The sequence below is a fragment of the Streptomyces zinciresistens K42 genome (assembly GCF_000225525.1).
GTDB classification, from domain to species: Bacteria; Actinomycetota; Actinomycetes; order Streptomycetales; family Streptomycetaceae; genus Streptomyces; species Streptomyces zinciresistens.
In genome coordinates this window covers 1-922 of sequence record NZ_AGBF01000462.1, presented here as the reverse complement: position 1 = coordinate 922, position 922 = coordinate 1, and the positions used below count along the sequence as shown (strand labels likewise).

Below are 922 nucleotides of genomic sequence, written 5' to 3'. Positions count from 1 at the left end.
AATTCGAGTCCGGCCTGGTAGCTTTCAGGCTTTTTGTCGTAGCGGACAGCGAGACCGCGCCAGTCCTTGATCTTGTTGATGGTGTGTTCGACGCTGTTGCGGAGCTTGTACAGCTGCTTGTCCCAGGTGACGGGCCGTCCGCCGCGTGAGCCGCGGTTCTTGCGGTGGGCGGCCTGGTCCTTCTTCTCGGGGATGACCGCTTTGATCCCGCGTTTGCGCAGATGGGAACGGTTCCGGCGGGACGAGTACGCCTTGTCGCCCGCGACTGCGCCGGGCCGGGTGCGGGGCCGGCCGACCGGGCCGGGGACGCGGATCTTGTTCAGGACGGGGATGAACTGCGGACTGTCGCCGGCCTGCCCCGCAGTGATCTTCAGTGAGAGGGGCAGGCATTGCGGCACACAGGACAGGTGCGTCTTGGTGGTCAGCCCGCCGCGGGAACGTCCCAGGCCGGCAGCGGCGAGTCGGGCACTGCGGCGACGCCTCACGCGTCGCCGTTCTTCCCGCTCCGGGTCTGTTTGCCCGTCTTGTCCCTGGCCGGCGCCCCCTTTTCCGCGGCGGCCTCCTCCAGCGCTTCCAGGATCTCGGGCTTCACGATCATCCCGGCAGCATCGTGATGGGCCCGGACCGTGGTCGAGTCCACGCTGACCAGCGACAGGCCCACCAGGCCCCGCTTCGCCGCCTCGGCGATCGCACCCTGGAACACCGCGGTGAACACCCCGGCATCCCGCCACTGCCGAAACCGGCCGTAAACGGTGGACCAGTGCCCGAATCGTTCGGGCAACTCCCGCCATTTCGCACCGTTCCTGAACCGCCACACGACGCCCTCGAAGTGCGCCCGCAGGTTCTCCGGGTACGGCCCGTACTCACCGACCGGCAGGAACGCGGACACGAACTCCCACTCGGCATCCGAAAGTTGAGGTCG

1 pseudogene is annotated in these 922 nt (G+C 67.8%); it reads right to left on the bottom strand.

Features of this window, described 5'->3' with window-relative positions:
• A pseudogene (locus SZN_RS39545) lies at positions 1-922 on the bottom strand (IS5 family transposase); the annotation flags it as partial.